Genomic DNA, 23527 nt, shown 5'->3' with positions numbered 1-23527 from the left:
TTAGGTGATGGTGATTGTGAAAGGACCGGCCAGAGGCCCCGGAACGCCGTCGTCGTTCTGCGGCTCCAGCCAGAGATAGTGGGTGCCTTGCGCCAGGCAGGCGGCGGTTTCGAGATAGGCGATCACGTCATCGACCGCGCCGTCGAAATCGGCGCTGGCCAGCAGCTCGATCGTGTCGTTTCCGGTCACGGCCTGGATGCGGTCGCGATGATCGCCATCCACCGCGATATCCACGCCGGGCCGGTCTGATCCGCCCGTCAGGCGCGGGGTCACCGTGCCCGCCGTACGGCCTGAGACAGAGAGTGCCACCCGGTAATATTTGCCTGCCTCTGCAGACAGGGCCTGGCCGATCGCATCGGCGCTGCCGGCAGTGTGCTGAGCCACACCGCCCCCAATGGCCCAGCCCGCGCCCAGCGTCCAGGGCAAGGCATCCTCCATCTGCCCGCCTGCTATCAGATCGGTGCGGCCGGTATCCCCCACCGTCAGCGAATGGCTCTGCTGCGGGGCCACGGACAGCGCCGCGCCGACGGCGTCGGTCTCACGGTCCAGCACGGCCGAGGTCGACCGATAGAGCTGGACCTGCGCGGTATTCGCGTCCAGCCCGGTGGCAAACTGGATCAGCGCGCCGCCAAGAAGCGTGGTGACATTGATCGCATCCGCGTCCAGCGCGGCCGGGATACCCGCATCATCCGCGCCAACCGTGAGTGTCAGGATCGCGCTATTTGGCCCGGCCACGCCGGTGGCGCTGATCCCGCGCAATTGCAGCTCGACCAGGTCATCTGTGGCATAGTCATCCAGGCTGCCGCCGCCATTGGCCGCCGGGATCGAGACCGTTGTCCAGGACGGCGCGCCCTGAAGCCGATGATCAAGCTCATAGCTGGCCGTGGTGATAGCGCCGGCACCCGGCTCGATAAGGAAGGTAATCAGGCCCTCTTCGTCCGTGCCGTCCAGCCCCGACACGACTGAAACAAAGCGCGGGGCCGAGGGCTGCAGCAGGTTGTCGTCCAGCTCATCGCCCACGCGGCTCGACCATGCCGGGATGTCGGTGGCGTCCAAAATGGTGTCGATCTGGGGCGCGGCATCGACCAGGTGCAGGATCGAGCACATATCCTCGGTCGCCTCGACCGCGCGGACGATCTGGTGATAGCTCTCGCTGGTCGCAGGCCCAAAATGGACCAGATCACCGGCGCGCGGCATGTCCCCGGAGCCCTGGACTGTCAGCAATTGCGTCTCGCCGGGCGCTGTCTGAACGATCCTGACAACCGAGGTGCCGATCGCGTCCTCGGCGTCCGCATAGACACGGAACCGAATCGCGTAGCTTTCGCCTTCGGTCATAGTGACCAGCTCGTCCAGTTCGACCAGCCGCCCGGTGACCGATCGCACCCGGCCGACCGCTTGGGTGCGGATCAGCACATCATGGTTGAGCATCACATCATCGCCGCGCGTGGTGACCCGGACAGCCCCATCCTGCGTGGCCTGATAGGTATCGGGACGATGGATGGTCTCAAGCTGCCGCCGGCGCGTCTCACGCCAGACCTCATCGGCATAGACCTTGCCCGGCATCGGCAGGGCCTCTGTCAGCTCGATGTCGCCCTCATAGCCCGGCCAGCGGACGATACGCTGGGTCTCTTTGTAGTCATTGCCCGCGTCATTGAAGGTCACAATGAAAGCATGAGGCGGGTCGGTATAGGCTCGGTTCCATTTGAAGGCCCAGGAATTGCGCGGGTTGATATGATCGACGATCAGCGCGTCCTGGTCGGGCCGGTCGATCACCACGCCCCATTTGCGGCCGTCATGGCGCGGGGTCGCCCGGCCGGCGGCGGCGATCTCTGTCAGCACGTCGCGCAAGGTGGTGCCCTTGTCCTGCAGGACGCGATTATAGGTCAGCCCCTTTGCGATGCAGAACTCCGCAAAATCCTCAATTTGCGCGAAGTCCATGCCAGCATCCGTCGCCGGTTTGGGATTGGCCGGGCTTTGCAGAACGTAGCGATACAGGCTGGCCGGGCTTTGCGTTGCCCGGCTGATCCAGCTTTGCGTCGTCTCATCCCAATCGGGGCAGATCCGGCTGGCCAGCACGTTGAAATCGTCCAGCGCCCCGTTGAGCTGGTGGGTCGCTTTGATCCTGACAGCCACCAGGGCCAGCGGGCGCGGATAGGCCAGAGGATATTCGGGCCGGATGGTCTGGAGCGCCGCCCAGGAAACGCGCTGCTGGGCGCGGCTGTCGTCGCGCTCATCGGTCAGCATGGTCAGGCGCACCTGCCAGCGCGCGCGGCTGGGGAAGCTCCAGGAATGCTGACGGTAAAAGCCTTCAGCCTTTTTGGCTGACAGTTCCAGCTCCTCGACCATCTGCCATTCGGTGGCCTCGATCAGGCGCTGCTCGATGCGGACGCGGACAGAATGTGTCCGCTTGCGGCCCGATTTGGTGAATCGGATCAGACCGGCCGGAAAGGCCAGGATCACACTGGCCCCTGAGGCATCCGCGCCCGTCGTGCGCACAACCGGCGTTTCGATGGCTGGATCGTCCTCGATGACCTCGCCCAGATCGTCACGGGGCAAGGGCCGCGTCAGCTCGACGCCGATCTGTTCCTCGACCACCTGTCTGGGCATGAGGCTGATCGGCAATTCGCCCTCGATGCCGTAGCGGACCTCGGTTTCCACCTCGCCAAATTCTGACAGGCTGGTCTCGCCGATCCGCATGTCGGTAATGCTGAGTTCACCCTCGCCCAGCAAAAACAGGGCGCGCAGATACTGATCGTCACCCACGATCTCGGTGTAGGGCCGCGCGGCAAAGGGCGGCGCAAACCGGACGGTGCCCAGGACCACTGGCACCGCGCCATCCGGGTCGAGCCGGTTTTTCCAGCCGCTGATCGAATAGCTCGGGGCCGGGTCGTCTTGCTTGGGCGGCGGGATCAGCGCGTTCAGCAGAAGCTGACCCAGAATGGTGACGCCAAGCTGCACCAATGCGCCACCAGCCGTGGCCCCGATGCCTAAAGAAGATCCGACGGTTGCGCCAAATGTGCCGCCAAGGGCCACGGCGGCAACCGTGATCACGATCTGAAGAACAGAGCGCAGCGCGTCCTTGGCGGGGACAAGCCGAATGACAACCTGAACGCCAGGCTTCGGCCTCGCCTTGGACCAGTATTCGCGCGCCAGCAGGGCGGTGCCCTTTGCCGTGGTCAGCGAAACGCGCAACTGGCCCCATTGATCTTCGGGAACAGCCGGCAGCGCCTGGCGAATGATCTGCTCCACGCTCAGCCCGCAAGGCATATCCAGATTGAGGCGATACTGACCGGGGTCAATCGCCGTGGTGGCCAGAACATGAATCGGGACATCTTTCATCGCGCGGCCTCCGAGACGATTTGAACGGGGCGTTCAACAGCCCTTAAACGGTGCCGAAAATGCCCCGCGAAGCGATTGGACCAGGGGCCGTGGCGATAGTCCTGGTGTTTGGCCGCGTCCTCTGCGGCCATGTGGATCATGATCCCGTGACGCACCACGACGCCCAGATGCGTCGGCAGCCTGCCGCGCCGAAACACCGCGATGTCAAACGCGATGGCCGGGCCTTCGATTGGCACCCACAAGGGCGAAACCTGCGCCCCCTCGATCAGCGCCGCGATCTCGCCATGCTCCTCGGCCGAGCCATAACCAAGATAATCCGGCAAGGTGATGCCCAGCTCTTCAGCATAGATGATGCAGGCCAGGCCCCAGCAATCCGCGCCCTCGCGGGTGCGACCTAGATCCTCGTGGGGGATGCCGACAAAACGGTTGGACCAGGTCATGAGAACGAATCCTTGCGGCTAGGCGTAACTTCGGCCCCACTCGGAAGCATTCGAATCGAGAAAAATAGGAATGCGGTATGAAAGAAAAACGAGCGCCATACATTGATGACATCCGGCTTCACCTTGCCGATGACGCTGGCCATGCCATCCTTGCTGTTAAGCACGGCACTAAGACCACTGAACTCGCTGTGGCACCGGATACATTGATGCTGCTTATTGGCAAACTTCAGCACTTGAACGCGGAAATGGAAACACGTCGCAAACAAATCGACCCGAGCGCTGGAAAAGCTGGAGATAGCAGGCCTTTGACCGCCATTCGTCCCACATCTGTGCAAACCGCCAGCGTTCCTGGCACCGACGAGGCCGCAATCATTTTTGAGACCCGACAGGGGCCTCAGGCTTTTGCAATTCCGAGGGCTGCAATGACAGAGGTGGCTCAAAAATTGCTGCGCGAGGCAAAACGCACTCCGCAAAAACCGCCACTGAGCAGTTGATCCGCGCCCCCAATATAAACTCCCCTTGGAGATACTCGTCGGCCAATATGTTTTGGTATTGCATTTCGTTTTCCTCATAAGTGCAGCCCCGGAAATTTGGCGCGGGTCATCCTGCCGGAGGGGAAACGCTCAAGCTCGATCTCTTCACGGGACAGGGACAAGACGATCTGCGAGGCATCGCCCTCGGCCGATATCAGGCGCAGGTCCAGCCACTCGCCCTCGACCAGATCGGGCGAGGACGCCAGGACAACCGCCATGTTCACCGTGGCCTGATCGGTGAAGCTGCGCAGCACTTCGGTGATGCGGGCGTCCAGGTTTTCCAACACGATCTGGGAGGATGCCGGCGCGTCCTCATTGTCGTCGGGCACCACTGCGCTGGCGATGATCCAAAGGTACGGGTCACTCAGCGGGTCCGCCCCGCGCCAAGCTGATCGGGTTCCATAGGTCAGCGGGTCCGAGCTGAGGCGCTCGGTGTTGTCTGTGGAGAGCCGGATCGGGCCTTCAAGGGCCGGGTGGGCGATCTCGAACAGCACCACCTCGATCTCGGCCGAGGCCTGCTCGTCATGCGCCATCCGCGCGTTCAGGGAGACATGGCGGCTCATGGCATCACCACAACGGAGAATGTTTTGCGAAACTCGACTTGCCCCGCGATGCTTTCCTGCGGCGGCTCATCGCCCCAAGCACAGAGCCATGTCGCCGAGATCAGCAGCGGCGTGCTGTCATCCACCATCAAGGGCTGCCCGTCGCCATCGAGGAGCGGCCAACCGTCGGTGGTCGGGTCCGGCATCCAGAAGAGATGCGCGCCTTGTGCGCATTCCAGCCGATAGAACTGGTCAAAGACGGCCTTTTCCGCACGGGTCAGAACAACGGACAGGGTGACAAACTCAGCCACCGACGAAAAGCGGCGACGATAGCCCGGAGGGCCGGTTTCGTGCTGACGTTTGCGGCGCGCGTCCTGGGGCTGGGCATTCCAGGTCTTGCGCTCGGGGCGCGGGAGGGTATCGGGCCAGGTAGCAATCATCCGCGATCGATCCCCCTCTGTTTGAGACCATAGCGGCTGCCCATGACCTTGGCTGCCTTCCCGCCACGCGCGCCGGTGCCGGTCGCCACCGCATCGGACAGGACCAGATCATAGCGGCGCTGACCGCGCGCATCGGTGCTTTCCTGAATATGCATATCCAGCGCCGCCGAGCTGTTGTTGATCGGCGCGATGACCGGCGCAAAGGTGATGTTTGCGGGGGCGGCCGTCATCATTGGCCCCTGACGGGCGGTCAGTATCTGGCGTGTCAAGTCGGCGGGAATGATCGTGCTGGGGCCGGTATATTCAAGCTCGGGACCTTCTTCCCCGACGATCCTGACGCCTCCAGCATGATTGCCACCTTTGGCGAACCCCGGAATTTTGAACGCCTTGAATGCCGCACCCAAAAGGCTTGTAAGGAAAGAGCCGCTTCCGCCACCTCCTGACAAATTCTGCATCAAGGCTTGCCCGAATGTATCGAATCCCGAACCCAAAGTTCCCAGGCCCTGTGACGCCGTCCCAGTCGTTGCAGTGAACTTGGCCATGGCCGCCTCAGCGGCAGCCAGGCGCTGGTCCCAACCCAGACCGCCCTGTGGATTGCCGGGGCTCCACCCCGAGGGGCGCTCGAACCCGATAAACGCCTGGTTCGCCTCATAGACATTCTCGGAGGCCATCAAGCGCTTAAGTACCCCATTCTCGGAGGTCAGCAGCTCTTGCCAGGCGAACTCCAACTGAGCCTGCACATTGCCCAGGTTCTGCCGGCCGCCGATAAACTCAAACAGCTTTTCCGCCCGATCATTGTGCTGAAACAGGCCGAACGCATTTCCCCCATCGCCCACCGCCAGCGGGTTGAAACCGCTCTCGGCCGAGACGTTCCCAACGATCGCGGCGACCTGGTGTGGCGCGAGCCCTTTGGCTGAGTAAAAATCCCAGACTTGTTGCTGGATCGCGCCCGATCCCATCAACCCGGCGCGTGCCCCCATACCAGCACCACCAAGGCCCGCAGACGGTCCAGAAACTGCACCTGCGTTTAGCGTCACCATGGGGGTGGTGATCGACATTGCCGCCGCGGACATGGCGTTTGCCTTCAGCCCCGTGATCTCATTTTGATCGGCCCGGCCGGTCAGCCGCCCCCAAATTCCTTGCAGGCCGCCAACGTCACTCAAGGTGCCGTAGTTCGTCCCCAGGATGGCGTTTTTCAGGGGGTTCTTGATCGCAAGCTCGGCAAAGAGCCCCTTGATCTCGTCCCCAAAGCTATCCAGAGCGCCGGACAAATCCCCGTCCAGCAAAGCGTCGGTCGCGCCGTCAATCGCGCCTTCCGCCGCCGAGTGAACGCCATCCCAAGATTGGGCCTGGCGGGCCAGTTCGGCGCGCAGCTCTTCAGACGCGACCGCCTGCTCGCGAATCTGATCCGCATAGGAGCTGCCCGCATCAATTCCACGCTCGAGGATCGCCACCTCGGCCTCATAGAGCGCCAGGACACGCCGCCGCACCGTCTCGCTTTGACCGACTAGCGCGACCTCCAGTTTCAGCCGCTCGATACTCGCGGTCTGGTTTTTCAGAATCTGCTGAGCGGCGGCTGCCCGACCAAAGGGATCGGCGCTGTTCTGACCGTGGGTGGCCTCCCATTGACTGCGCAAAATACCTTTGGTTGCCTCAGAGACTTTCAGGGATTTTAGCTGCAGCTCGAATTCTTCGCGCGCGGCCTGTATCTGCAGGCGCTTGACCTGCAGACTTTCGCGGCCATGCTTCAGAATGGCCTGCGCGATCTGCGCCTCGCGTTGCAGGTCACCCAGCATGTCAGACGCCTGCTTTTTCGCCTGAACCGCCTCTACTTCGCGACGGCGTTCCCGCTCCAGCGTCAGCAGCCGGACGGCCTTCTCGATCTGATCGTGCGCAACCCCGGCCTCTTTCATCCTGGTACGCAGGGCGTTCTTGGCGTGTTCCGTCCGCAGCCGCTCAACTTTTACATGCCCCTCACCATGACGCAGGATCGCTTCTGAGATCGCCAGTTCCTGGTAAAGTGTGGTCATGTTGTCCTGGACTAGGCGTGCGCGCTCTGCAGCGGCCTCGCGCGATTTGGCCGCCTGTTGCGCTTCGAGCGCCGCAATTGCCTTTTGTGCCTCCGCGCTTTGTTCCTCGATGCCCAATTCATCCAGGCGCAGCATCAGCGCCTCGCGCGCCTGCCGGTTGCGCAGCGCTTCAACCTCGCGGCTGTTTTCACCATGCTGCAAAATGGTCTGCGACAGCGCCGCCTGTTTTTCATAGTCGGCAGTCGCCAACTTGATCTCGGCCCTGCCGCTGGCGTTTTCATCTTGGGCCTGCAGCTTGGTCAAATGGTCCAGGAGGGTCTGAACCTGAGAGATAAAAGCATCCTCTTCTTTCGAGATGCCACCGTGCAGCCCAGCGGCCTCCTGGACCCGTTTGTGCAGAACCTCCAACGCCTTGATCTGGCTTTCCAGCGATTGTGCATCGGCGGCCCATCGCATGGCGCTTTCGATTCCCCTCGCCGTCTTGTTTTCAGCCCGGCTCAGCCCGAACCGATCCCGGATTGTCCCCAGAGCAGAAGAGGCAAGGTCAGCTTCTTCGCCAAACCGAACACCCTGACTGGATGCCAATGACTTCAGGCTGTCAGTTGCCGATCGGGCCGCAGCTCGGCGATCCAAGGCGGCAATATCGGTCAACAGGTCCTTGGCAATCTTTGAGGCCGAACCGAACTCGGCCGTCAGATCGGCCGCAGACATCCGCGCGCGATCGCTGCTTTTCGCATAGGCGTCAACCGTGCTTTCCAGCTCGCCCATCACCTCCTGCAGGCTTTTTGCCTTTGGCGTGATCGAGCCAAAGGCCTGAACACCTGCGGCACCCAGCCCGATGATACCAATCGTCGCCAGGCTCATCGGATTGAGCATGGATTTCACGCCGGCAGCCATCGCGGAAAACGCCGCCTGACCACCGCCAAGCTGAGCCGTCATCTGGTTCATCTGCGTGCCCTGTTGCAGCGCCAGAACCATCGGATTTTGCCCCATCAAAGCCATCATGCCGATGTCATTGAACTGCGCCAGGTAATAGGCATTTGCCGCCCCGGCACCCCGCGCAAGCCGGGCATTCTCGGCCAGTTGGTCGTTCATCGGCGCAATGATCTGCGCGGCACTGGCCCGTGCCTGAGCCGCTTCGCGTTCGGTAATTGCACCCAGCTCCTGCGCCTCGGCAATGCGGCGCAGCTGGGTCTCATACTGCTGCGAGGCCGCAAAGATCGGATTGAACTGCGCGCGCACCTGGTTGAGCTGGTTCTGCCAGGCCTCGTTCTCGCGGCTGACTTTCATCAGAGCATCAACCTGTGCCGACAGGCTGGTTGTGAACCTGTCAGAGCTGGTCCCGGCCTGCCCCCAGGCCGCCGCAATCCCCCGCGCGGACCCGGTCAGGCTGGCCAGCTCCGCCTCCGCAGCGGCGCTGGCTCTCGTTGCCTGGGACAGATCACGGGTGACTGTAGACGCAAACCCCGAAAATCCGCTGGTACCGCCTTGGACTGTCAGACGGCTTGCGTCTTCTGCCTTTTTATGCAGGCCAAGGATGGCCCCCTGGACCTTCGCGATCTCGGCAATCGACTGGCTGGCATCAGCCCGAAAGCTCAGCAGGACATCAATCGGTGCGGTCACGATTGCGCCTCCCCAAAGACCACCAGAGCCTCCGATTCCATGATCTGAATGTCCGCGAAAGCGGCCTCGTCTGCGCCGCTGCGCCTCAGAACGACATCAACGCCCTGATAGTCCAACCCCAACCAGATCAGCCCAGCCATGCCCGCAGCGACCCGCCATTGGGTCTCGCAGGCCAGAAAGGCACAGACGCTTTTCCAGTTTGATGGCAACACTTCGAACCCTCCTGCATCCTTGTCAGAACATGTCTCCTGCGCGGGCACCTCTGCCCCCATCGCGCGAAACTGTCGGGTGATTTCGTCGTCAATCCTGACAGGTTCGCGATCGTCAGAGCGGCCAAGCCGGGCCATTGCCCAGGCTCTGGCCGCCTCCTTCAGTTTCCCAGGTGAGCGCCGCCCGCCATGCTTTCGTGATAGGCGGTCCAAACCGCCACGCGCGCCCAGGGCTGACGCAGCATCTGATCGACCTTGGCGGCGTTGAAGGGCACCGGGGTTTTGTCGGTGTCCACGATCTCGTCCCAATCCTTGATGACGGCCGCCAGGGACATCCGGTCTTCCTTCAACTGCTCTTCGACATCCAGAATGGCCAGGACACGGGCGCGCTCTGCGGCTTCCGCGTCCTGGTCACGCGGCTCGAACAGTACCTTGAAGGTCCGTTCAGCGAACTGGCCGGGATTGTCCGTGTCTGGCATGTTGACAACAACAGGCCACCAGTAGCGCGGGGTATCGGCAAGGATGAATTTCGTCATGAGGGTCTTCTCCATATTCCGTTTGTGCGATGGCTGGGGCCGCAGACGGCGGCCCTCGGGTACTTCTCCTGACCATCCACGCCCGCCATCCCGGCGCGATGGTTTGAAATGTTGCGCCCCCTCACAGTGCGCTCATCAATCCCCACGGAATGGCGTCAGCGCACCGTGATTGTCAGCTCGTCACGCCCGTTCTCGGGGCACAGCCCCAAAGGCAGCGAATAATTGACGATGTTGTTTTCCTGCCCTTGCGAGGGAGCGCCGATTTCCACAGCAGGTGCCGCGATCTCCACGATGTTGCCGGCAGCGGTGCCATGCTGGATGCTCAAAGCACCACGACTGCGCGCGCGGGCGATGCCAAACCAATCCACAGTCGCGACCGATTTGGCATCCACCACGGCGGTGCCGGTCGATTTGCGATCGGTGACACGCACCGCTTCCTCGCCGATCAGAAAGCGCGGCGTCAGCACATTGCCCAGGTCCAGCGAAAGGCTTTGCGCAACCGCTGCCCAGCCATGCAGGGTCAGGGAGGTATTGGCCTTATTGACCGCCACCGGCGTCACCCAGCCCGCATCGGTCACAGTAGGCAGAACCGCGTCGGTTACCGTGCCAAGCAAGCCGGTCAGGCTGAAGCGGAACTTGGGAATGCGCTTGGCAGTAAAGCCCGGCTGAACATTGGCCTGCGCACCTACAAAAATGTGCTGCACACCATCGCTGTTGAAATAGATCGTGCCGCTTTCAACATCGTCCTCGACAATCGAATAGGTGACATCGGTGTTGGCGGTCACGGTTTCCGCCAGGCCGCAAACCCGCAGCAACGATCCATATTTGGGAATGTCGCCAGCCGCTCCGGCCCCGGCGATCTCTACATCGAACTCGATGCGGCCATGTTCGCCGGTCAGGATTGCGCCCTGGTTGCCCAGGTAGGGCAGCAGCAGGTCGCGGGCTTCTTCATCCGCCTGCATCGGAGTGAAGGTGATATTGGACGCGACGATCGCGTCGGCGGCGGCCGGGTTCACATCCGTGCCATACACAGCTTCGATCTTGTGCAGGAATGCCAGCTTGTTCCAACGACGAATGCTCATGCTTTGTCTCCCTTGGTGGTCGCTGCTTCAGAGGCGGCAGTTTCGGTCGTTTCCGTTCCGCCAACGGCAGGGCCGGTCGGCGACGGAGGGTCTGCAGGGCGGGTTGGTTTCTGCTGGACGCTCAGGTGTCCCTTTTTCGGATCACGTTTGTGGCGTCCGCCTGTCTTGGGCATTTGGTGCATGTTACTCTCCTGTCAGGAAGCGGGCGGCGGCCCAGGTTTGAACGTAGATGCTGACACCGCGCGATATCGGGCTGGTCTCGCCCCCGATCAGTTCGCAGGGTTCATCAAATCCGGGGATCTCAAATCCAAGCAAAGCGGCTTCGATATCCCCCTTCAGGCTGTCTGTTCGGGTCGCGCGCTCAGCCCCCAGACGGCCCGAGAAATCGCGCTGCACGATACCCGTGGTGAACCGCTGCTCAACGCGCTGCAAAACACCACCCGTCGCCCGACTGTTGGGCGCAGCCCGTTCCCCCCAGGGCATGATAATAACGGTGGCGTCCTCGACGGTGCCCGCCATTTCCCGAAGGACGTCGATGTCCTCGGCGATCTCGACTCCTGACCAGATCTCGCTTGGCAAACTGCCCGACAGATGGTTGAAGATCTCGGTCAGCATCACTTCCACCCCCGCAGTTTCTGAGCTGTGAAAACCTGTTCTGGATGTGCCGCCAGGGTCGTACCGCCTGTCACGGCCGGGGCGGTCTCACCTTCAGCAACCGGCAGGGCGATCCGTTTTGCCGCGACATCTTTCAGTGCAGAAATCGCATCCTTGTAGTCGGCCTCAACATGCTCGGGGGCACCGTTGCGGTGCAGAACATAGCGGGCGATCGAAACCGCCCATGTCCGCACCAAGGCGGGGGCCGGATCAAGCGGGACCTGGTAACGGGTGCCGACATAGCCATTGATCTGGTTTCCGGCATCTTCCAGAGCCGCAGCAATGACATCGGCATCGGCAATACCGTCCCGGTCGTGATCTGCGATCTGGCGCAGCTCGTTTTCACCGGCGCGCTCGATCAGGTCCTGGAGAAAGGCATAGGGCATTACTGCGCCCCATCTTCGGGCAGACCAGCTTGGGGTTTTGAAGTGGGCATGAGGGAGTTCCGAATATTGGAGTGAGGGGGCCTGGGCGACACGGGGGGCCGCCCAGCGGTGGGCCTCAGCCCTTGGTGGCGCTGTCGCTCTGTTTGCCGTCAGTGGTTTTGGCGGCGGTTTTCGACGATGATTTGGCCGTGGGTTTCGCTGCGGCCTTTTCCTCGGCCGGACCAGGAAGCTCTGCCTTCATCGCCTCAATCGCCCGGTCCGCTTTCGCGATCTCACCAGCCAGTTTGGTTTTGTCCGCTTCAGCTTCAGTCAGCTGAGCCGTCAAGTTGTTGACCTGCTCGGTCAGGCGCGCATTTTCCTTGCTCAGCGCATAGAATTCTTCGCCCAGCTCCTCATACGCCTGTTGCAGACCGGCCAGTTCGGCCTCTTTGCTGGGCGCGACCTCAGTCTCTGGATCACCCAGCTTTTCCAGCGCGCTCGGCGCGACGGCTTTGGCCTTCACCAATAGGCGCAGGTCATTTTCCGCAACCTGCACGGGGTCTCCGACGCCCTTGTGCTTGCCATTGATCTTGGCCGGGCCAATGAGGGTCACGTCATAAAGGGTATCCAAAGGTCTCTCCTCGTTGAGAAAGGGAAAGCGGACCTGGGCCGCTTTCCGCGTGATCAGATCAGCGGTTAGCTGGCATCGCCTGCGTTCTGGATCAGGAACCCGCCTTCGGCACCCGTCAGATAGGGACGGCGCTCGGTCTTGGTCGGGTAGATCCAGCTGTCATTGCTGTTCTCGAAATACGGCTTGGTCACCTGCGGATAGCCATTCAGCTCGTAGGTGTAGCCATAGGACGGCACCATGAAGTTCTCGCCCTGCATAGGAACGTAGGCCAGGATCGCGTCATCGCCCCAGACATCGGTTGCCAGCGTGTCGTCGTCGGCGTTCTCGGGCAGATACACCGCCTTGCCCACGATTACGCGCGCCACGTCGAAATAGGCGGCCAGCATCTCGGCCGTGATCGAATCCTTCGAGGTGTACTTGAACTGCTCTTTGACCTTCGGGTGGTTCTTGGCAGCATTGAATGCGCTCGGCCCCAGCTCCAGCGTATTGGCATACCGGCCAATCGAACGGCGGATCATTTCCTGGGCGGCGTCGATATCCGCTTTGGGGTCAGAGGCATCATCGGTCCAGCGATCAGTGCCAGCCAGGGCCGTCTTGTGATTGGCATCATAGTTGGCCGGGTCACGCGCCAATGCCGCGATATCGAACTCCAGGCCCAGATCGACCACATTCAACACCATGTTCACGGCCCCACGACCCAGATCGATGCCCGGAACTTTTGCGGCCTCTTCCTGGTGCTCGATCGGAACCAAACCCTCCAGAGCGTCCTGCACCAGGGAGACAGGGTCGGAAGCATAGCCATACTGAACGCGCTTCTTGTCCGCGCCGGGCGCGCGACGGGTGTTCAACATGCGGAAAGATTCCTTGCCGAACTTGAGGACGCGCATCGAGCGGGTCGGCACGGTGACACGCGGAAACAGCAGGTGGCCGATAAATTCCAGATTGCGATAGCCACGGGCGTGGGTGGACAGGATCGGGTCCACCACGCCGGCGGTACGCTGATTGACGGGTTGGTTCATGTCAGAACTCCTTAGCGGATCAGGATTTGGACCAGCTCGCCGTCAGCGGCGGCGGTCAGGGCGGTGGCAAAGACATTGTCGGGGTCGACCCCGGCAGCGGAGACGCCGCCATTCGCAGAGACCAGCTGGGCCCCTGCGGCAATGACGCCAACAGCGGTCACGGTCTCCTCGCCGATGGCGGTCAGGCCAATGTCCAGGCCAATCTCGGTGGCGGGAACCTGAGCGATGCCCTTGACCGGCTGATCAGCAGCGGTGATCGGGGCATTGTCGAAACCAACCAGGTCACCGGCGTTGCAGGTGGCCGTCATGGTGGCGGTCAGGGTCAGAACGGAATGATAGGTGCGCAGCATGGAAATCTCCGATCAGCTCACGGCGTCAATGGCGGCCTCGTAAGAGGTGCCGGGGTTCTTGCGCTGATAGGCCAGCGCCTGGTTGTGGATTTTCAGACTGTCGGGATCGACAGGTTTGCCATCGGCGGCAAAAGAGGCCGGCGCACCGCCACCAGCGGGACCATCAGGCAGATCCAGCGCGCCATAGCTGACCACCTCGGGCTGCGCTTCGAAGATTTTACGAACAGCATCACCCAGAGCGACATCATCACCGCCTTCGGAAAAGCTGACAGACTGGTCGGCGGGCATGGCATCCAGAACGGCAACCAGCTCATCCTTGCTGGCCGGAATTAGTTTTCCCGCCTCGATCAGGCTTTCCGCAAACGACACGTTGTCATCATGGGCTGCTTTCTTTTCACGCTCGGCAAGCTTGTCTTCGCGATCCTTCAGTTTGGCCTCGCGATCTGCGAATTCCGCTTCGGTCGATTTGGTCACGACAGGGTCCTTTTCAGGTTTGGGGGTGGAGGGAGGGGTCGCCTGGGGAACAGGAGCGGTGAAAGTCGGACCATTGCCGTCCTTCGGCTCGATCTCCGTGTCATCCAGCCATTCAATGCGCCAGGACGGCAGAACCTTGTCAGCCACTTCCAGGCTGAACCGCTCGATGAAGAAATCGCGCAACCCACGGAACAGCGAGGCAGCTTCCTCAAAGCCGCGCTCACCAAATTCAAAGGTCACGCCCTCGGCACCGGAGAAAGCCACGTTCTTGAGCCCGCTGACAGCCGGAGCCGCCGCGCCCAGAAAACCGACATGCTTGGGATACCAGGCACCGGGGTTGGGATTGGCCGCATGATCGGGACCAAAAAAGGACATGCTGACCTTCTTGAACCGCCCTGCTTTCACCAGGTCGCTGAACTGAGGCTCGATTTCATGCAGATCTGCGAACAGACGCTCCTGGCTTTCGTCGTATTCCAGCCCCTCGATCCAGCCGTATGCCGGCGTATCGTTGCTGGGATGCCCCACCACGATCGGGGCCGGGGCCGTTTCCGGATCATAAGCATCCGCCACGGCCTTCAGGTCGGCCGCCGAAAAGGTGATCTCTGCACCGACCATGGGCGAGAACGTACCAGGGCGAAAAACTTCGATCCGCGCTTTCTGAGGGGTGTTGGTCATGAGGTCCGTCCGATTGTTGACGAACCAGATTTGGCACAAGCGCCAAACAAAATCCGCCGGACAGGCGTCCGGCGGTCTCATGGGGTCTGGAATGCCCCAAGACTGGGGAAGCGGCCTTGATATCGCAAGCGCTAAGTTCAGGTCGCGACGAATTTGCCCCGTCCGTCGATTCTAACAGGGGGCTAACAGGCCTTCAGCGCTTTTTGCGGATCACTGGGCACGAAACCCCGCTAAGGCGCTCCTGCGGCAATTTCTGACGGGTTTGGGTTTTCAAAGACTGAGCCAGTCACGAGCATCTTCCAAAATACCCTGTTCATCGCCCTCGGTCAGACCAACAAAGGGCCGTGCCGGGATGCGAATGACATGCGCGGGGATCGTGACTTTGGTCACATGTGCCGCTTCCGATTTCCTGACGAAACGTCGCCCAGGCTGACCGGCTCCGTTGTCAGCGCGGTAGATCTCGCCCTGCCGCTCGGGAATGCGGATCTGGCCCCCGAACTGGTGAATGGCGGCATATGGCAACGGCGATCCGATCCGCACTTCATCCGAGCTGGCCAGATAGCTCAGAGACCCCGCCAGAGCAGATCCGCTTTTGCCCTTGCTGTTCGAGCGCAGGATGGTGATGGGCGTTTGACCAGCGTTTTGCCGCGCCTTGATCGTCGCGGGTTTCAAAGGCTCCCAGGGCGTTCCATCGGGCGCGTTCTCTTCGCGAAACCGATCCTTGGACGAGCTGATCAGCCGCTCGCCAACCGTGGCATAGAACCCCTGCGGATCTCCTAGGCGCTGCAGGATGTCCTGTAATTCGTTTCGAGCGCCCTGCTCTGCGAGCGTTGTACTGATCGGGATCATTGAAATCTTCCCCAAAACACACTATGTTTCCCCTGCGGGCACGCGAAGACCGGCTGATGGTCCTGGAAGCTCCCCGTAAAGACGGCCAGATCGCCCTTGGCCGTCATTTTCTTTTCCAAAGCAGCTTTCCTCCCCGCCTCTTGTCCAAAAGCTTCAGGTCAGGATCGCCTTTCTTGTTTGTCGTCGGATAGGCCGTAATGGCCTCCCACCATTTGCGCCCAATCTGGAAGACCACGATCAAACCCGTTTCCGAATCCGTGCGGATATAGCGGCGATCCACCAGAAGCTCAGAGGTATCGGGGTCGATCCGGTCTTTCTTCTCGCTGACGCCGACCCATATTTCGTCGGGGTCCAGGAGTGTCTCGGCGATCAGCGGCGTCAGGCGCGCCCGATCCCGCTTGCCAACTTTCCAGGCACCGCTTGGGTCTTTGAACAGTTCCTCAGACACAGGGAGCTTGGTGCCGGTCGGATCTTCCCACAAAACGGCCTGGCCGAGATCCGCCCCAAAGGGGAGCAGAAATGAGCGGACATAGTCTTCATCAGCCAAATGTTTCGACAGCGGCGAGGCGTTGAAAGGCCGTGAGCGTTGCAGGAGTTCCTCCAGGGGCTCGGGGGCGTCGATCAACACACGATGGCGCCCCTCGGGCTCCAGGCCACCAGCCTCGTCAATGAGGGCCGACGGGACAAGCCCCCGTTCCCAAAGGTCACCAGGCATGTAGTCCCAGCCATAGCCGATACCCTTGGGCACCCAGACTTCCGTCCCATCCCGGCGCACGATTTTTTGCATATCGATCAGCGGCGCGTCATCCGGCCCGTCTTTGCCCAGGCGGCGCAGATCGCCCTCACTGAGGGTGCGCACGCCGCACGAACACATCCAGTCATTGGGTGGGAAATACTTGTCCCACCACGGATCGTCCCAGCGCAAAACCAAACCATCCCAGCTCAGATGGTGCGGGCGTGGTTCTTTGGGCTGACGGGTATCAGCATGAACGTACTGCCAATAGGGACGGCGCTTGACAATTTCCGGGTCGCGCATCTGTTGCAGCCGGCCAGCCATATAGCTGGTTCGGATATTGGTCTCAAAGATTGTCCGAATGCGCCATTCGCGACCGCCATTATAAGACCAGCCGTATTTTTCGACGATTCGGTCGAACTCGGCTGCAAAGCCCTCGATGTCGTAGGTTTCAGCACCCGCGACGATAGCCGCCTGGAACTCTTCCAGCATGGCCAGATCGGTTGCGCCGGCCACCACGAATGCACGATCGTGATCGCCATGCATGGCGTCCGTCCAGGCGCGGGTGGGTTTGCCGCGTTTTTGCGTCAGGAAATCAATCTGATTGCGAAATTCCTGACGGACGAACCCGGCAGAGACATAGTCAGGCTGTACGCCAGCCACTTCCCCATCTGCCTCAACAAAGACAGCTTCGCGTCCTTCCAGGGCGGCCAGCTCCATGGCCTGCTGAAGCTGCGTGGCCAGCACATTAGGCGTCCACTTCGCGCCCAGTTCCAGAAGGCCGCGGCTGGCCGCCTCAAAGTCCTGGGCTTTTGTGACGACGTTGCGGATCGCCTCGATGCGCCGCGTGAAATGCCGCTCGGCCGCGCCCACGGACAAATCTGTAACGCGCATGACCGGACTATCAGGATCAGCAAAACAGACATGCCCGTCAGATCCGCAGGAATGGCCGTGATCTAGAGTTTTTTTTTGAGCCGATTGGCCGAGAATTCGGGGCCTTTGTCCTGATCATCGACAAGGAAAGGATCGGGCTTTTGCCCCCCCGCAAATGAATGGCGCGCCTGGACCAGAGCATCGATCGTGCTGTCATCCAACTGTTCGGTGACATCAAAGCTGACGATATAGTCGCGGGCAACGGCGTCGTCCCCGAAGGCCGCCGCCTGGGCGACCACCGCTCGGATCGCGTTGTTGGTTTCCGTGGCCGCTTTGGCTTTGGTGCTACGTGTCTCGGCTTCGGATTTCTCGTTCTTGGGGCGCACGCGCCAGACTTGGGGCAAGGCCGCGCCGGGGATGTTGTATTCAACAATCCAGCGAATGAGCTGATCGCGCAGAGTTTCTGACAGCAGGTCCCCGTCGCTGTCCACCAGCAGGTCCAGCATTTCCTGATGCACATCGCCCAGGGCGCGCGAGCCGCTTTTGTCCACCTGCGTGGTCAGCGTCTCTCCGGTCGTGGTGATCGAAATCTGACGGTCCCAATATTCCAGGAACTGTTCATAGCTGACCGTGCCCGAGCGGGAAGCCTCCAGGAATTCCACATCCGTGCCGATCGGGATCGTCATGGCCGAGGCCGTGCGGCTGCGCAAGAGCTCGTTCAACAGCTTCTGTTGCTCTTCGGGCAGCGTTCCATAGGGCGTTTTGCCGACCACGGTCGGCCCGGCAAACTTCTCCAGAAAGTGCAGCCAGAAGGCAATGCCTTCACGCTTGAAAAGCACCGGCCAGAACAGGCGCGATCCAATCCCCAGCCCGTAAGGATTGTTCCCCTTGACCCCGAAACGATGGACGACGAACTTCCGATCGGGCAGTTTGATCCCTTCGGTCATCTCGTTCCAGGTCAACAGGCGCAGTTGCCAGTCCCGATCGAAAACAAAGCGGCGCTGATCGTTCTGATGCAGGCGTTCGGGCTTGATCCGCGCCCCGTCACGGACCCAGATCACCTCGCCGGTCGCAAAGCCCTTCAGGGTGGCGTCCAGCAAGTCCTCGCACAGCTTGTCAAAGGCAAGCGCCTTCAGCATCTCTTCGACCAGATCTGCCGCTTCCTTGTCGATCGGGCGGTACCCGCCTGGCAAAACCTCCCAGGGGCGGGCCACAAGGGTTTTCTTTCGTTTGTCCAGCATCGCCGCAGCATGGGTGTCGCGCTCGATCTCATCATAGATCGCCAGGCCCTTGCCGCCCCCTTGCTGGATCAGTGTGTCGTCCGCATGTTGCATCACACCGTTGAAGAACGGGATGGTGATGTCGTTCTCAACCGAAGCGATCTGATGGCGCGCATCTGAAGGCAGGTTTTTACGATGCTCTTTCTTGCTCATCGGTGTCCCCCCAGCCGGTAGCCGGCCAATTGGTCAGGTTCAGCTGCAACCAACCCCGCCTGGGGACGCCCGGCCGTCCCGCCACCTGCATAGATCAGGGTGTTCTGCCACAGCATGTCCAAGGCATCGGGGCCATCGTCGTGATCCCCATTCGGCCATTGCTGAAGCTGGTCAATCAGGGTCGTGTGTGCAGCGTTAAAACGGATCTGGCCTGCAGCAACGGGCGGCTGCAGGCGCTCGATTCGCAGATCCTTATCCGCGTTCGGAATAATCGGAACCGCCGATACCCCCACGCCCTGCCGCGCGGCCTCGGCCATAAGAGAGGTGCGCAGAAACTCCTGGAACTGGACCGTCTCCACGAACCACAGCAAGGCGCGGTATTCCCGTTGCAGGGCAACGGTGTCAGAAATGATCAGGTCAGGCAGCCGCTTGCGGATCGAGGCCTCGACAACGTCCATGCGGGCATTCAGACGGTCATATCCGCCAATCAGGATTGCAGAAGGGTCGCGGCCTTTACCCTTCTTGCCCAGGCTCGGGTCAATCGCCCCGAAGAATATCCAATCGGTCTGGCGCTGCACCCAATAGGTCAGATCACCGAACGGGTTGCCCTCGGAAATCGGTTTGTTCTGATATTCGGTCATGAAGGCCGACAGGTCCGCCGCGCGCTCAAGCATCAGGAACAAGAGCGACTGTACCGAGGGCCAGTTCACCACCGCGCCCTGGTCCATCTCGGTCTTGTTGTCCTGGTAAAACGCTTGCGCTGCCTCTTCCCCATCATTGTGATAGACCTCCTCGAACTGGTCCCAAAGCTCCATGTTGTCGGGGAATTTGACCACCGCGCGAAACTCGGTTGTGTTCCAGGCTGGGGCTTTGGCAGCGCGCACGATGACCGCGTCGAAATGCAAGACTGTGCCGACCCAGATCACGTCCATGCTGCCGTCAGGAGGCCCGACCTTCAGCGCGGCGCGGTAAATCCAGTTCCATAGCTTCTTGCGTTGCTCAGGGCTTTGGACGTTCTCATCGTTTTCGATGTCATCCAGGAACAGCAAATCTGGGCGGTACGGCCCATGGCGACGGCCCCGGATCTTCTTGCCGGCACCCAGCCCCTGCACCTTGATATTGTTGTGGGTGACAAACTCGCCTTCGCGCCAGATGCGGCCAGCGCCGCAAGCCTCGGGAAAATCGTTCTGCAGGCGGGTGTTGGTGACCAGCTCAGCCTTGAGCGCCTCGATCAACAGCGCGGCCTGTTCATAGACGTCACATACCTCAATGATGTATTTCTTCAGGCCCCGAACAATACAATACAGCGCAAAGCCAAGGCTCAGATGCGTTGATTTGGATGCCCCGCGCGGCGCAATGAACAGATCCCTGACACCCTGTTCAGAGCTAAGTATTTCTGGAACGCGCGCAAAAATGTGCTGGTGAAACAGGCTGTGTTCGCCACGCACATAGTGCGGCAGGTACGTTTCCATGAAGAACTGAAACCCGTCCTCGTCCTCGATGCGGCTCAGACGCTCGGCCTTGGCCTGCGGGTCCGGCTCGAAGGCTTCGACATTCAGCTCAATATGGCGGGCAAACTCGTCGGCCAGTTCCGCGATTTTGTCGCGGAACTCCTTTTTGCTGACGGTGGGCTGCAGTTTCGCCCGCCGTGTCATGACGTGTAGATCTCGGCCAGGCGCTCGGCAAAGGGCTCGATAATCTCAAGAATTGCCTCGGCATGATGCGGGAATTCGTCCTTAACAAACGCCAGCAGCTTGCCCATGACATCCTGTGCGACACCCAGTTCAGACACCTTTGGTGCGAAGCGCTTGGCGCTCGCTGCCATCTTGGTCATCGCGTCCGACAGCGAGACCAGCATGTCCACCTTTTCTTTGACGGTGTGATCACCATTCTTGATCTCGTCCAGGATCGACTGCGCCTGGATCATGAAGTCTTCGACCACCGTGGACACCACAGCCTCGACACCTTCACCGGCAATCACATGCGCGGTACGCGCTTTGTCCCAATCATCGCCCTCGGCCGCTGCCGCTTTTTTCCAGCGCCCGACGCTCGCGGCGCTGACACCATAGGCGGCCGCAATGGTTGCCATTGTAAACCGGCGATAAACATAGTCTGAGCGGGCCTTGCGGCGCGTTTCTTCGTTACGGCCCGACATTCAGTCCCCCGGCAACAATGAAAGTGAGAGCAGCCGTAACCAGGCCGCCAATAATCAAACGGGTCACCCACTTGAGCGTGCCCTCGATGCCGTCCAGCTTCTTGGTCGTATCCCGACGCCACTGCGTAGCACCGGCATCACTCAGCTCGAGTTCGCGGATGCGACGATCGTGGTCGTCCAGGCGTTTGTGCGCCCTGGAAAGGCTTGGATGTGCGGTATCGGTCACATTGAGCTCCGTTTAGGTTAGACCACCCAGCCGCTTGACCCAGCGCGACCAGCCAAAGGTTCCCCCGGAAACGGCTGCCCAGATAACGCCACCAATGGCCACGGAGACTGCAGACAGATCGACCGTCATGACGCCCGAGGCATCATCAAAGCCCACAGAGGGCAGCGCGGCCAGCAGACCGGCCAGGGGGTAAAGTACGACAATGCGCAAAAACAGCGCGAATTTGTTCTTCAGCATCAGGAAGTTCCTTGTTTGAACAGCTTGGAAAGCGTGGCCCAGAGCGCGCTCCAGAAACCGCGCCCTTGGGAAATCGGAGGCATGTTAAATAGTGCCTCGTGCAGCGCCTGAAGCGTGAGCGGGCCGCAGACGCCATCAGCGACCAAACCAGCCTGCCCCTTCTGGAACCTCAGGACATCGTCAGGCTCGAACCCCAGCAACACCAGGGCCGCGCGGCGATAGTAGCGCAGCCGGTCATCATAACCGTTCAGCCCACCATTGATCGCGCGCGTCACACCTTTGAAGGCCACCTTGAAGCGCAGCTTGCTCGCAAATGCGTTGAGGTTGCGGGTGCTCCAGTACCAAATCGGTGCCAGCCCCTCCCAGGGATCTGTCAGGACCGCGTCAGGATGGGCGACGAAATCGGGCGCACTAGCATCCAAACCCTGCGCCCAAAGCGTGAACGCGGCATAGTTGGCGCGCCCCGTCAGCTGCAGCCCGGTCCGGCCACGATAGGTGTAGCCATCACCGTCAACTTCGGGCGAATTGCCCAAATCCGTGCGCACGTCATAGCGTCCTTGCGCAGCAGTCGGCCCCCAGACTTCCTGATCATAGCGAAACCCTTGGGATTCATGGCACATCTGGGCCACGTATTGGGCCAGACGGTGCGGCAAGTTCAAACCGCACTCACCACCAAAGCGATTGAGCCCCGCCAGGAAGGAATTGGCGTTGTCGCGCCCCAGCGTCCCGCCGGTGATTTTTTCGAGTTGGGAATAGGTGATAATTTGCATGTTTCGGCCCTTGTTTCAGACCGAGATTTCGCACACATGCCAAACAAAATCCGCCGGACAGGCGTCCGGCGGTCTAGGTGTCGTCATCAATATCGGGAAACAGCGGGAGTGCCACCGGAGGCGCTGGCGATAAGCGCCTAACGTGACGCGTCGATATCCCCAAAACGCGCCCGATTTCGGTCTGAGGCATATTTTGCGCCTGCAGCCGCAACACCTGCGAGCGCAAATTTACGGCTTTGCCATTGGGGATGTACATCTTCTGATGCTTGAGCAGCTCGTTAAGCTCTTCTGCACGTTTTTCTCCGAACAGGTCAATCATTGCTTGCTTTGGTTTGCCACCAAAGAGAACGTCCTGCCCGCCGTAGAGCGCCATAAGCTGAAGCGCGACACCCGCCCCCATGGTATCAACCACATCGCGCAGAGAAGCGGGGAACCCGTCAGCGGACATCGTAGTCTCAACTCGTTGCTGCATCACTGCCGAGTTGGTGTTCTGCGCCATGCTCAGCGGCCCCCGCCCAGTTCGGTCGGAATGCCTTCCCGCTGGCACCAGGCTTTCAGCGCCTCGATGACATCATTGATTTCTGAGGTCTCGGTCATTGCATCAATGTCGATCGGCACATGGCCCCATTTGGGCTCAAATCCAGTTTTTGGAGAGCGAATGAAGGCGTTCAGGCCCTTTGCACCGCCGATCCGAGCGTGCCCGGCCTGGTGCAGCAAGCGCCACAAAACATGGCAATAGCGGATATCCGGGCGTTTTGCCGCTGGGCGTTTCTTGCCCGAGCTGGTTTTGAAGCCGCGATCTTTCAGGTGTTTGACAACCAGCTGAAGCTCGGCCTCTGACATGTCCTTCAGACTAGATTTTCCGGTCGCGGCCAATTGCAAATCGTGACGGGTCTCGCTGTCCAGACCCAGTTGACGACAGCCGACGAAAATCTGTTTGCGAAGCCGTTCAGCGCTCATTTTGCGCCTCCATCAGCCTGCGCCAGCCAACCAGAGCGTCCTGGACCTGAGGTGAGGCGCAGGTAGCACCCAGCAGCGAAATCACCGCGTAGTAGAGCTCGTTCCCTGCCCGCGTTAGATCCTCGTTTAGAGGCGCGAGATTGTGGTGTTTCTCAGACATCCGAACACCTCGCGCAGAGGTCAAGGTTCTCTGTAGAAACGGTGAACTTGCGGCCACAAACGCAGCATTCAAACTGCTCGTTCAGCTCTTCAATGGCGGTCAGGACCGTGGTGTAGAAATTGCCCGGACGGACGGGCACCAGGGCAGATGTACCGCTCGCGAGTTCCTGAACTTCGTATGTCATGCGTT

The 23527-nt window shown here is 60.8% G+C and carries 26 protein-coding genes; 1 reads left to right on the top strand and 25 read right to left on the bottom strand.

Going from position 1 to position 23527, the window contains the following annotated elements; all coding sequences use genetic code 11:
• Both gpJ and ACP15O_RS01655 read right to left on the bottom strand, forming a co-directional pair.
• Positions 1-3339, bottom strand: a complete 3339-nt coding sequence (gpJ, locus tag ACP15O_RS01660) for a TipJ family phage tail tip protein (protein WP_425094291.1) — start codon at positions 3337-3339, stop codon at positions 1-3.
• A complete protein-coding gene (locus ACP15O_RS01655) occupies positions 3336-3779 on the bottom strand; it encodes an NlpC/P60 family protein (protein WP_425094290.1) in 444 nt (147 codons plus the stop codon). Before ACP15O_RS01655 ends, gpJ begins: the two co-directional genes overlap by 4 nt.
• Before the next feature lie 77 nt (positions 3780-3856).
• Here ACP15O_RS01655 and ACP15O_RS01650 point away from each other — a divergent pair, with 77 nt between their 5' ends.
• Positions 3857-4273 (top strand): hypothetical protein, encoded by a 417-nt coding sequence (locus ACP15O_RS01650; protein ID WP_425094289.1) that lies wholly within the window; start codon positions 3857-3859, stop codon positions 4271-4273.
• A 74-nt stretch (positions 4274-4347) separates the two neighbouring features.
• Here the strand turns inward: ACP15O_RS01650 and ACP15O_RS01645 are convergent, their stop codons facing one another.
• From ACP15O_RS01645 to ACP15O_RS01535, 23 genes are all read right to left on the bottom strand, one after another.
• Positions 4348-4875, bottom strand: a complete 528-nt coding sequence (locus ACP15O_RS01645; RefSeq protein ID WP_425094288.1) for a hypothetical protein — start codon at positions 4873-4875, stop codon at positions 4348-4350.
• Positions 4872-5294: a hypothetical protein gene (locus ACP15O_RS01640; RefSeq protein WP_425094287.1), complete on the bottom strand. Its 423-nt coding sequence runs from the start codon at positions 5292-5294 to the stop codon at positions 4872-4874. The genes ACP15O_RS01645 and ACP15O_RS01640 overlap by 4 nt, the downstream gene beginning before the upstream one ends.
• Positions 5291-8947 (bottom strand): phage tail tip lysozyme, encoded by a 3657-nt coding sequence (locus ACP15O_RS01635; RefSeq protein WP_425094286.1) that lies wholly within the window; start codon positions 8945-8947, stop codon positions 5291-5293. The genes ACP15O_RS01640 and ACP15O_RS01635 overlap by 4 nt, the downstream gene beginning before the upstream one ends.
• A complete protein-coding gene (locus ACP15O_RS01630; RefSeq protein ID WP_425094285.1) occupies positions 8944-9294 on the bottom strand; it encodes a DUF1799 domain-containing protein in 351 nt (116 codons plus the stop codon). The genes ACP15O_RS01635 and ACP15O_RS01630 overlap by 4 nt, the downstream gene beginning before the upstream one ends.
• 23 nt (positions 9295-9317) lie before the next feature.
• Complete coding sequence (locus ACP15O_RS01625) at positions 9318-9692, bottom strand: hypothetical protein (RefSeq protein WP_425094284.1); 375 nt, start codon at positions 9690-9692, stop codon at positions 9318-9320.
• 155 nt (positions 9693-9847) lie between these two features.
• Positions 9848-10774: a phage tail tube protein gene (locus ACP15O_RS01620; protein WP_425094283.1), complete on the bottom strand. Its 927-nt coding sequence runs from the start codon at positions 10772-10774 to the stop codon at positions 9848-9850.
• Between the two features lie 183 nt (positions 10775-10957).
• Positions 10958-11389: a phage tail terminator protein gene (locus ACP15O_RS01615; protein WP_425094282.1), complete on the bottom strand. Its 432-nt coding sequence runs from the start codon at positions 11387-11389 to the stop codon at positions 10958-10960.
• Positions 11389-11814 (bottom strand): gp436 family protein, encoded by a 426-nt coding sequence (locus ACP15O_RS01610; RefSeq protein WP_425094281.1) that lies wholly within the window; start codon positions 11812-11814, stop codon positions 11389-11391. Before ACP15O_RS01610 ends, ACP15O_RS01615 begins: the two co-directional genes overlap by 1 nt.
• A 115-nt stretch (positions 11815-11929) precedes the next feature.
• The gene (locus ACP15O_RS01605) at positions 11930-12424 is read right to left on the bottom strand and encodes a hypothetical protein (RefSeq protein WP_425094280.1); all 495 of its coding nucleotides are present in this window, start codon (positions 12422-12424) and stop codon (positions 11930-11932) included.
• A gap of 65 nt (positions 12425-12489) precedes the next feature.
• Positions 12490-13443, bottom strand: a complete 954-nt coding sequence (locus ACP15O_RS01600) for a major capsid protein (protein ID WP_425094279.1) — start codon at positions 13441-13443, stop codon at positions 12490-12492.
• An 11-nt stretch (positions 13444-13454) separates the two neighbouring features.
• Positions 13455-13793, bottom strand: coding sequence for a hypothetical protein (locus ACP15O_RS01595; RefSeq protein ID WP_425094278.1), 339 nt, complete (start codon positions 13791-13793; stop codon positions 13455-13457).
• A 12-nt stretch (positions 13794-13805) separates the two neighbouring features.
• A complete protein-coding gene (locus ACP15O_RS01590; RefSeq protein WP_425094277.1) occupies positions 13806-14942 on the bottom strand; it encodes a hypothetical protein in 1137 nt (378 codons plus the stop codon).
• A 270-nt stretch (positions 14943-15212) separates the two neighbouring features.
• On the bottom strand, positions 15213-15791 hold the full coding sequence (locus tag ACP15O_RS01585) for a phage virion morphogenesis protein (RefSeq protein WP_425094276.1): 579 nt from the start codon (positions 15789-15791) through the stop codon (positions 15213-15215).
• Positions 15792-15894: 103 nt separating this feature from the next.
• Positions 15895-17418, bottom strand: coding sequence for a PBECR2 nuclease fold domain-containing protein (locus ACP15O_RS01580; RefSeq protein ID WP_425094275.1), 1524 nt, complete (start codon positions 17416-17418; stop codon positions 15895-15897).
• Between the two features lie 62 nt (positions 17419-17480).
• Positions 17481-18830 carry a phage portal protein family protein gene (locus ACP15O_RS01575; protein WP_425094274.1) on the bottom strand — a complete coding sequence of 450 codons (1350 nt, stop codon included), beginning with the start codon at positions 18828-18830 and terminating at the stop codon, positions 17481-17483.
• Positions 18827-20485 carry a phage terminase large subunit gene (terL, locus tag ACP15O_RS01570; RefSeq protein WP_425094273.1) on the bottom strand — a complete coding sequence of 553 codons (1659 nt, stop codon included), beginning with the start codon at positions 20483-20485 and terminating at the stop codon, positions 18827-18829. Before terL ends, ACP15O_RS01575 begins: the two co-directional genes overlap by 4 nt.
• A complete protein-coding gene (locus ACP15O_RS01565) occupies positions 20482-20985 on the bottom strand; it encodes a DUF1804 family protein (protein ID WP_425094272.1) in 504 nt (167 codons plus the stop codon). The genes terL and ACP15O_RS01565 overlap by 4 nt, the downstream gene beginning before the upstream one ends.
• A complete protein-coding gene (locus tag ACP15O_RS01560) occupies positions 20972-21211 on the bottom strand; it encodes a hemolysin XhlA family protein (protein ID WP_425094271.1) in 240 nt (79 codons plus the stop codon). The genes ACP15O_RS01565 and ACP15O_RS01560 overlap by 14 nt, the downstream gene beginning before the upstream one ends.
• Positions 21212-21223: 12 nt before the next feature.
• Positions 21224-21448 (bottom strand): hypothetical protein, encoded by a 225-nt coding sequence (locus tag ACP15O_RS01555; protein WP_425094269.1) that lies wholly within the window; start codon positions 21446-21448, stop codon positions 21224-21226.
• Positions 21448-22218 carry a glycoside hydrolase family 19 protein gene (locus ACP15O_RS01550; RefSeq protein ID WP_425094268.1) on the bottom strand — a complete coding sequence of 257 codons (771 nt, stop codon included), beginning with the start codon at positions 22216-22218 and terminating at the stop codon, positions 21448-21450. The genes ACP15O_RS01555 and ACP15O_RS01550 overlap by 1 nt, the downstream gene beginning before the upstream one ends.
• 73 nt (positions 22219-22291) lie before the next feature.
• On the bottom strand, positions 22292-22717 hold the full coding sequence (locus ACP15O_RS01545) for a helix-turn-helix domain-containing protein (protein ID WP_425094267.1): 426 nt from the start codon (positions 22715-22717) through the stop codon (positions 22292-22294).
• 2 nt (positions 22718-22719) lie between these two features.
• Positions 22720-23178, bottom strand: coding sequence for a phage protein GemA/Gp16 family protein (locus ACP15O_RS01540; protein ID WP_425094266.1), 459 nt, complete (start codon positions 23176-23178; stop codon positions 22720-22722).
• 152 nt (positions 23179-23330) lie between these two features.
• A complete protein-coding gene (locus ACP15O_RS01535) occupies positions 23331-23522 on the bottom strand; it encodes a hypothetical protein (RefSeq protein ID WP_425094265.1) in 192 nt (63 codons plus the stop codon).
• Positions 23523-23527: the final 5 nt, after the last annotated feature.

The organism is Youngimonas ophiurae (nom. illeg.), from assembly GCF_049803795.1.
GTDB lineage: Bacteria > Pseudomonadota > Alphaproteobacteria > Rhodobacterales > Rhodobacteraceae > Thalassobius.
The sequence above is the reverse complement of the archived record's forward strand: the minus strand, read 5'-3'. Positions and strand labels throughout refer to the sequence as shown.